Genomic DNA, 336 nt, shown 5'->3' on the forward strand with positions numbered 1-336 from the left:
CATACGGTCAGCTTCATCGAGAACCAGCCATTCAATCGCACGGCAGTCAAAACGCTCGCCTTCAATGTATTCCATCAGACGACCAGGTGTTGCGACTACGATATCTTGAGTCGTGCTTAAGATATCTGCGTGCTCTTGGTACATCACACCGCCCGTGATCGTAAAGATATTTAGGCTGGTGTATTTAGCAAGCTCACGTGCTTGTTCGGTGATCTGCATTGCTAGCTCACGCGTTGGCGTCAGGATAAGCATACGTGCAGGGCCAGATTTCTTACGTGGGAAATCCAGTAGGTATTGCAGTGCTGGCAATACAAATGATGCTGTTTTACCAGTACC

At 48.5% G+C, this 336-nt stretch carries 1 protein-coding gene; it reads right to left on the reverse strand.

Annotated elements, in window-relative coordinates; genetic code table 11:
• On the reverse strand, nucleotides 1-336 hold a 336-nt coding region (locus AB4232_RS20840), incomplete at both ends, for a DEAD/DEAH box helicase (protein WP_372087920.1).

It is taken from the genome of Vibrio sp. 10N.286.46.A8, from assembly GCF_041470165.1.
Lineage (GTDB): Bacteria > Pseudomonadota > Gammaproteobacteria > Enterobacterales > Vibrionaceae > Vibrio > Vibrio tasmaniensis_A.